The organism is Povalibacter sp., from assembly GCF_036735925.1.
Lineage (GTDB): Bacteria > Pseudomonadota > Gammaproteobacteria > Steroidobacterales > Steroidobacteraceae > Steroidobacter.
Map to the genome: position 1 here is coordinate 1 of NZ_DAINNK010000131.1, position 8,657 is coordinate 8,657.

Below are 8,657 nucleotides of genomic sequence, written 5' to 3' on the forward strand. Positions count from 1 at the left end.
GCCGACTTCACGACCTGCGGCAGGAACATCTTGCCGGCGCCGAACAGGTCGCCGACCACATTCATGCCGTCCATCAGCGGACCTTCGATCACCTGCAGGGGGCGATCGAACTCCAGTCGCGCCTCCTCGGTATCCTGGATGACGAATTCATCGATGCCCTTCACCAGCGCGTGTTCGAGGCGCTTCACCACCGGCAGGCTGCGCCACGCCTGGTCCTCGGCTTTCTTCTGCCCCGACTCGCCCTTGAAACGGCCCGCGATCTCCAGCAGCCGCTCGGTCGCGTCCGCGCGGCGATTCAGGATCACGTCCTCGACCCGCTCGCGCAGTTCCGGATCGATGTCTTCATAGATCGCGAGCTGGCCGGCGTTGACGATGCCCATGGTCATGCCGGCCTTGATGGCGTGATACAGGAACACGGAGTGCATCGCCTCGCGCACCGGATCGTTGCCGCGGAACGAGAACGACACGTTGCTGACGCCGCCGCTGATGTGGGCGTACGGACAGGCGGCGCGGATCTGCGCGGTCGCCTGGATGAAATCGACGGAGTAGTTGTTGTGCTCTTCGATGCCGGTCGCGACGGCGAAGATGTTCGGATCGAAGATGATGTCTTCCGGCGGGAAACCGGCCTTTTGCGTGAGCACCTGGTACGAACGTTTGCAGATCTCGACCTTGCGCTCGACCGTGTCGGCCTGGCCCGTCTCATCGAAGGCCATCACGACCACAGCCGCGCCGTAAGCACGCACCTTGCGCGCGTGTTCCAGGAAGATCTCCTCACCTTCCTTGAGGCTGATCGAATTGACCACGCCCTTGCCCTGAATGCGTTTGAGACCCTCCTCGATCACCGTCCACTTCGACGAGTCGATCATGATCGGCACGCGCGAAATGTCGGGCTCGGAAGCAATCAGGTTGAGGAAGCGGACCATCGCCGCCTCCGAATCCAGCATGCCCTCGTCCATGTTGATGTCGATGATCTGCGCGCCGCTCACGACCTGCTGGCGCGCGACGTCGAGCGCGGCGTTGTAGTCGTTGGCTTCGATCAGCTTGCGGAATTTCGCCGAGCCCGTGACGTTGGTGCGCTCGCCCACGTTCACGAACAGGCTGTCGGCGCCGATGCTGAACGGTTCGAGGCCGGACAGCCGGCAGCGCGGTTCCAGCACCGGCGGCTTGCGCGGCGCCACGTCGGCAACGTGTTCGCGGATGTGCCGGATGTGCTCGGGCGTCGTGCCGCAGCAGCCGCCGACGATGTTGACGAGTCCGCTGGTGGCGAATTCGCGGATCAGCTCCGCGGTTTCGCAGGCCGCCTCGTCGTATTCGCCGAAGGCATTCGGCAAGCCGGCGTTCGGATAGGCAGACACATATGTATCGGCGATGCGCGAGAGTTCTTCGATGTACGGGCGCAGTTGCTTGGCACCCAGCGCGCAGTTGAGGCCGATGGCGATCGGGTTGGCGTGGCGCACGGAATTCCAGAACGCTTCCGTCGTCTGGCCCGACAGCGTGCGGCCCGACGCGTCGGTGATGGTGCCGGAGATGATGACGGGGATGTCGACGCCCGCCTCGTCCATGGCCTGGCGGATGGCGAAGATCGCGGCCTTGGCGTTCAGCGTGTCGAAAATGGTTTCGATTAGGAACAGGTCGGCGCCGCCTTCGATCAGCGCACGCGCGCCGATCAGGTACGTGGCCGCGAGCTGATCGAAATCGATGTTGCGGAAGCCGGGGTCGGTGACGCTGGGCGACAGCGATGCCGTGCGGTTGGTCGGGCCGAGCGCGCCGGCGACGAACCGCAGCTGCCCCGTCTTCGCGTAGAACTCATCGGCCGCCTTGCGTGCGACGCGCGCGCCTTCGAGATTGATCTCGCGCACCAGATCCTCCATGCCGTAGTCGGCCTGCGAGGAATAATTCGCCGTGAAGGTGTTGGTCTCGATGATGTCGGCGCCCGCTTCCAGATACGCCGTGTGGATCTCGCCGATGATTGTCGGCTGGGTCAGCACCAGCACGTCGCTGTTGCCCTTGAGATCGCATTTCCAGTCCTTGAAACGCTCGCCGCGATAGTCGGCCTCGGTGAGCTTGCGGGCCTGGATCATCGTGCCCATCGCACCGTCGATGACGAGGATGCGCTCGGTGAGCTGGCGACGGAAGGCGGCGATGCGGGAGGTGAGGTTCATGATGGGAGGCTACTGGCTACTGGCTACTGGCTAGAAAATCAGACCGCCGTCGCGAGAGACGCTACCGGTCGGACGCCGAGGGCGTGGCAGATGGCGAAGGTCAGCTCGGAGCGGTTGAGCGTGTAGAAATGGAATTCGCTGACGCCTTCGCGTTCGAGCTGCTGCACCTGTTCGATGGCGACGGCCGCGGCGATCAGGCGGCGCGTGTCGGGATCTTCATCGAGGCCGTCGAAGCGGTCGGCAAGCCAGTCGGGCACGCTGGCGCCGCAGGTCTTGGCCATGCGCTGCAGTTGCGGGAAGCGCGTGATCGGCAGGATGCCCGGCACGATCGAGGCGTTGATGCCGGCGGCGGCGCACTGATCGCGGAAGCGCAGGAAGCTGCCGGTATCGAAAAAGAACTGCGTGATCGCGCGATCGGCACCGGCGTCGATCTTGGCCTTGAGATTGTCGAGATCGAACGGGCCGTTGGGCGCTTCGGGATGCACTTCCGGATAAGCGGCGACCGAAATCTCGAACGGCGCGACCGACTTCAGTCCGCGCACCAGATCGACCGCGTAGGCATAGCCGCCGGGATGTGGCACGTACTTCGTCGTGCCCTGCGGCGGATCGCCGCGCAGTGCCACGATGTGGCGGACGCCGTGGGCCCAGTAGTTGCGCGCGATGTCGAGGATTTCCTCCTGCGGCGCGCCGACGCAGGTCAGGTGCGGCGCGGCGGTCAATGCCGTCGTGCTCTGGATCTTGGTGACGATGTTGTGGGTGCGTGAGCGGGTCGAGCCGTCGGCGCCGTAGGTCACGGACACGAAGCGCGGCTGCAGCGGCGTCAGGCGCTGGATGGACTCCCACAGCGTCTTTTCCATCTGCTCGTCCTTGGGAGGAAAGAACTCGAACGACACCGTCGGCCGGCTGCGCAGCGCGGACAGGCCGTTGCCGATGCGATCCTTGAGTTGTTCGACTGACATGGTCGGATTCCTTCTCGTTCTTGCTCGGAGCCGTGGCGATCAGGCCGCCACGTTGATGGATGAGAGACGGCGGGCCGCGGCGACGATCAACAGGCCGCTGTCGGTGTCCACCGGATGAATGCGGTCGCAGGCGAAGCCGGCCTGCATGAACCAGGCACGCAGCGTCGCGATCGGGTTGGATCTGAGGCCGGGACTGGCGAGACGCTCGAAGTCCTCGACCACGATCAGGCGCGCGCCGGGATGCAGCGTGCGGGCGACTTCCGTCAGTGCCGCCACGGGCCGGTCTGCGGCGGCGAGCACGCGGTCGGCGACGGCGGTATCGAAGAAGCCGGCGGCGAACGGCAGGTTGTACATGTCGCCGCGCTGCAGTTCGCAATGACTCAGGCCGGCGCCATGGACGCGGGTGCGCGCCAGTCGCAGCGCCTCGCTGGAGATGTCGATGCCGACCGCCCGGCTCGCCTTCGCGCCCAGCAGGCTCAGTAAGTGTCCCGAACCCGTGCCGACGTCGAGCAGCGCGCCGATCGGCTGATCCGCCAGTTCTTCCACCAGGATCCGGTCGACTTCCGCCGGCAACACGGCCGGGGGCGCCGCTTCGGCCGCCCGCCGGCCGCGCTCGGCAACCACGGCCTGCAGGCGCTGCCGATCCCGCTGCAGCACGGCGTCGGAGGCATCGACCAGCGCCAGCAGCTGCCCGACCGTGTCGCGGCCCGCGCCCGTCGGCGGCGTGCGGTAGTACACCCAGCTCTGTTCGCGGAAGCGGTCCAGCAGACCGGCATCGCTCAGGAGCTTGAGGTGCCGCGAAATGCGCGGCTGGCTCTGGTCGACGATCGTGCAGATCTCGCCGACCGTCAGCTCCCCATGCGCCAGCAACGCCAGCAGCCGCAGCCGGGTGGGCTCGGCAGCGGCCTTGAGAATCGCGACGGCGGACTGGAAGACGGCCATGCAGTTAAGGACATAAGGAAATCTTTATGCGGCCGGCAAGATAACCCCGACGGGCGAGACCGAACAAGTGAACGCCGGTTGACGGGGCGTTTACTGAGAGGAAAGACGGATGTCCGGAAGGGGTGGCTCTCTTCCCCCCTGTGGGGCCGGCTTCAGCCGGCCATTCTCAAGTCAGTACAGCCAGAGGCCGGCTGAAGCCGGCCCCACAGGAAGAACTGAAGGCACCGGGAAACTTCAGTGGATCGTGCCACCCGACTCCGCCGACGGACTCGCCGCGAAGATCTGCTCCACGTCCACCGAATCGAACTGATAGGCCCGATTGCAGAAATCGCAGCGGACTTCGACGCTGCCCCGCTCCGCCAGCACCGAGCGGATCTCCTCCGCACCGACTCCGCGCAGCATGCCGATCACCCGATCGCGGGAGCAGCGGCAGCGAAAGAAGACGGGCGAGGACTCGAAGATCCGCACGTCGTCCTCGACGAACAGGCGCCGCAGGATTTCACGGTCGCTCAGCCGGTGCAGTTCCTCGGGCCTGAGCGTGTCCGCCAGCAGTTGCACACGACGCCAGGCGTCGTCGAAGTCCGGACGCGTCTCGCCTGCCGTCCGGACGTCGGACCGTGACGCCACGCTGTCATCGGACAGGCGTTGCAACAGCATCCCCGACACGCCGCGTTCGTCGGCATGCAGCCAGAGCCGTGTCGGCAGCTGCTCGGAGTTCTCGAAGTAGCCCTGCAGGCTCTGCGCGAGACCGCCGCTCTCCAGCGGCACGATGCCCTGATAACGCTGCGACAGATCCTCGTTTTCGAGCGTGACCATCAGGCGGCCGGCACCCGAGAGCATCTGCAGACTCGCATCCGGCCGCAGGATGTCGGGGCTTTCCCTGTAGCGCGCGACGGCGCGCACACCCAGATCGTTGGAGCATTGCGCGAGCAGCAGATGCATCGGCCCTTCGCCTTGCAGCTGCAGGCTGAGCGTGCCTTCGAACTTGAGCGTGGCGGACAGCAGCACGGAGGCGGCCACTGCTTCGCCGAGGGCCTGGCGAATGGCAGGCGGATAGTCGCGATGCTCGAGCAGCGCACGCCAGGCCGCGTCGAGATGCACGAGGTGGCCGCGGACGGGGAAGTGTTCGAACAGGAAGCGATGGAGGGAATCGTAGTCGTGCATGGGGGATTCTTCTGTGGGGCCGGCTTCAGCCGGCCTTTTCAGAGTCAGGCTAAAGCCTGACCTACAGTCGGAGGCCGGCTGCAGCCGGCCCCACAGGCAGATTTTAAAGAGATCAGCCCGCCAGCTTGCGCTTCAGCAGGTCGTTGACCTGCGCCGGGTTCGCCTTGCCGCCGGTCACCTTCATCACCTGGCCGACGAAGAAGCCGAACAGCTTGTCCTTGCCCGAACGATAGTCGGCGAGCTGCTTCGGATTCGCAGCCATGATCTCGTCGATCACCTTCTCGATGGCGCCGGTGTCGGTGATCTGCTTGAGGCCCTTCGACTCGATGATGGCGTCGGCGTCCTTGTCCTCGGCCCACATCGACTCGAACACTTCCTTCGCGATCTTGCCGGAGATGGTTTCGTCGACGATGCGCTTCAACAGTCCGGCGAGGCGGCCGGCATCGACGCGCGATGCGGTGACTTCGATGCCGTCCTTGTTGAGCGCGCCCGACAGTTCGCCCATCACCCAGTTGGCTGCGAGTTTTTCCTGTCCGGCGCCCAGCGCCGCCAGCACCGCTTCGTAGTAGTCGGCCATTTCGCGGCTCGCCGTCAGCACGCCGGCGTCATAGGCGGAGAGACTGAATTTCTCGATGTAGCGAGCTGCTTTCTCATCCGGCAGTTCGGGCAGCGTGCGGCGCACCGCATCGATGAACGCCGTGTCGATCGCCACGGGCAACAGATCCGGATCGGGGAAGTAGCGGTAGTCGTTCGCCTCTTCCTTCGAACGCAGCGCGCGCGTCTCGCCCCTGTCGGGATCGTACAGGCGCGTTTCCTGGCGGATGGTGCCGCCGCCTTCGATGATGTCGATCTGGCGCGCGACTTCGTAGTTGATCGCCTTTTCGATGAACCGGAAGGAGTTCAGGTTCTTGATCTCGCAGCGCGTGCCGAACTTCTCCTGGCCGACCGGCCGCACCGACACGTTGGCATCGCAACGGAACGAGCCTTCCTGCATGTTGCCGTCGCAGATTTCGAGATACCGCACCAGCGTGTGGATCTTCTTGAGATAGGCGATGGCCTCCTTCGCCGACCGCATGTCGGGCTCGGAGACGATTTCCAGCAGCGGCGTGCCGGCGCGGTTCAGATCGATGCCGCTGAAACCCTGGAAATCCTCGTGCAAGGACTTGCCCGCGTCTTCTTCCAGATGCGCGCGCGTGATGCCGACCGTCTTCACGCTGCCGTCTTCCAGCAGGATGTCCATGCGCCCCTTCTCGACGATGGGCTTCTCGTACTGGCTGATCTGGTAGCCCTTCGGCAGGTCGGGATAGAAGTAGTTCTTGCGCGCGAACACCGAACGCTGCGACACAGTCGCGCCGATGGCGAGACCGAATTTCGTCGCCATCCGTACTGCTTCGAGATTCAGCACCGGCAGCACGCCGGGATAGCCCAGGTCGACGAGGTTCGCCTGCGAATTCGGCGCCGCGCCGAAGGCAGTCGAAGCGCTCGAGAAGATCTTGGTCTTCGTCGCGAGCTGGGCGTGGATTTCAAGGCCGATGACGGTTTCGAAAGAAGACATGTCTGGACCTGGCTGCTGGCTGCTGGCTGCTGGCGACTGGCTCCTGGCCAGCACCGGAAAAAATCACTCTTGATGACCAAGGCCGCTGTTTGCCGGTTCTGGCCAGTTGCCAGTCGCCAGCAGCCAGCAACCCTCCTCAAACCTACCTGTAGGCTTGAGGAATCTCCCTATGCCACTGCGTCTCCCGCTGGTAGCGATGCGCCACGTTCAGCAGCTTCGCCTCGCCGAAGTGCGGGCCGATGATCTGCAGACCGACCGGCAGGCCGCCGAGGAAACCGCAGGGAATCGACATGGCCGGCAGGCCGGCGAGGTTCGCGCCGATCGTGTAGATGTCATTCAGATACATCGTGATCGGATCGTCGACCTTGGCGCCGATATCGAAGGCCGGCGTCGGCGAGGTCGGGCCGATCAGCACGTCGACTTCGCCGAAGGCACGTTCGAAGTCATTGGCGATCAGGCGGCGGATTTTCTGGGCCTTGAGGTAGTACGCATCGTAGTAACCGGCCGACAGCACGTAGGTGCCGGTCATGATGCGGCGCTTGACCTCGGCGCCGAAGCCTTCGCCGCGCGAGCGCTTGTAGAGATCGAGCAGGTCGACCGGCTTCTCGCAGCGATAGCCGAAGCGCACGCCGTCGAAGCGCGACAGGTTCGACGAACACTCCGCCGGCGCGACCACATAGTAAGTGGGCACCGACAGCGGCAGGTTCGGCAGGCTGACTTCCACCAGCTTCGCGCCCATCGCCTCGTAGACCTTGAGCGCATCGCGCACCAGCTTGCCGTTGGCTTCATCGAGTCCTTTCTCGAAGAACTCCTTGAGCAGGCCGATCTTCAGACCCGCCAGCGGCTGGTCGAGCGTCGCGGTGTAGTCCGGCACGGGCGTATCGACGCTGGTGGAATCGCGCGGATCGAATCCCGCCATGGCGCCGAGCAGCAGCGCCGCGTCTTCGGCCGACTGCGTCAGCGTGCCGGCCTGATCGAGGCTCGATGCGAACGCGATCATTCCGTATCGCGAGACCCGGCCGTAGGTCGGCTTGATGCCGGTGAGCGAGGTCAGCGCCGCGGGCTGGCGGATCGAGCCGCCGGTGTCGGTGCCGGTCGAGGCCGGCGCCATGCGCGCAGCGACCACGGCGGCCGAACCGCCCGACGAACCGCCGGGGACTTTCTTCAGATCCCAGGGATTCTTCACCGGTCCGAAGAAGCTCGTCTCGTTCGAGGAGCCCATGGCGAATTCGTCCATGTTCGCCTTGCCGAGCGAGATGACGCCGGCCTGCGACAGTTTCTCGACGATGGTCGCGTCGTAGGGCGCGACGAAGTTCGAGAGCATCTTCGAGCCGCAGGTCGTGAGCACGCCGTCGGTGCAGAAGATGTCTTTGTGGGCGATGGGCAGTCCGGTGAGCGGACCGCCTGCGCCCGCGGCCAGTTGCTGATCGGCTTTCGCCGCGGCCGCAAGGGCCTGCTCGCCCGTGATCGTGACCAGGGCATTCAATTCGGGATTGAAGCGCTCGATGCGCGACAGGAAGTGCCGCGTCAGCTCCACGCTCGAAAACCGGCGCGCCTTGAGGCCGGCGGCGAGTTCAGCAAGCGTCTGATGGTGTAGTTCAGTCATTGTCTAAGGAAGCGGTTCGGTTGGCGGGCGATTTCTGCTCATTCTTCTGTGGGTCAGGCTTCAGCCTGACTTCTTCAGAAGGCCGGCTGAAGCCGGCCCCACAGTACGAGGAGGACTACTCGATGACCTTGGGCACGAGGTAGAGCCCGGCCTCCACCTTCGCGGCGTTGCGCTGGTACTTCTCGTGCCGGTCGCTGTCGACGACTTCGTCGACGCGCATGCGTTGCACCTGGTCCTTGAGCGGATGCGCCATCGGTTCGACGCTCGCC

Annotated in this window: 7 protein-coding genes; all 7 read right to left on the reverse strand. The window is 64.9% G+C overall.

Annotated elements, in window-relative coordinates:
- The coding region (metH, locus tag V7D81_RS22385; protein WP_324320500.1) for a methionine synthase at positions 1-2,162 on the reverse strand (2,162 nt) is incomplete at its 3' end.
- A gap of 38 nt (positions 2,163-2,200) precedes the next feature.
- Positions 2,201-3,121: a methylenetetrahydrofolate reductase gene (metF, locus tag V7D81_RS22390; RefSeq protein WP_324320502.1), complete on the reverse strand. Its 921-nt coding sequence runs from the start codon at positions 3,119-3,121 to the stop codon at positions 2,201-2,203.
- 39 nt (positions 3,122-3,160) lie between these two features.
- Positions 3,161-4,063 (reverse strand): ArsR/SmtB family transcription factor, encoded by a 903-nt coding sequence (locus V7D81_RS22395; protein WP_324320504.1) that lies wholly within the window; start codon positions 4,061-4,063, stop codon positions 3,161-3,163.
- Between the two features lie 234 nt (positions 4,064-4,297).
- Entirely contained in the window at positions 4,298-5,227 is a 930-nt protein-coding gene (gene hslO, locus V7D81_RS22400; RefSeq protein ID WP_324320505.1) for an Hsp33 family molecular chaperone HslO, read from the reverse strand.
- Positions 5,228-5,339: 112 nt separating this feature from the next.
- On the reverse strand, positions 5,340-6,782 hold the full coding sequence (gene gatB / locus V7D81_RS22405) for an Asp-tRNA(Asn)/Glu-tRNA(Gln) amidotransferase subunit GatB (RefSeq protein WP_324320507.1): 1,443 nt from the start codon (positions 6,780-6,782) through the stop codon (positions 5,340-5,342).
- 142 nt (positions 6,783-6,924) lie between these two features.
- Positions 6,925-8,388, reverse strand: a complete 1,464-nt coding sequence (gene gatA, locus V7D81_RS22410) for an Asp-tRNA(Asn)/Glu-tRNA(Gln) amidotransferase subunit GatA (protein WP_324320509.1) — start codon at positions 8,386-8,388, stop codon at positions 6,925-6,927.
- Positions 8,389-8,503: 115 nt separating this feature from the next.
- A partial coding sequence (locus tag V7D81_RS23365; protein ID WP_349257724.1) for an Asp-tRNA(Asn)/Glu-tRNA(Gln) amidotransferase subunit GatC occupies positions 8,504-8,657 on the reverse strand: 154 nt, incomplete at its 5' end.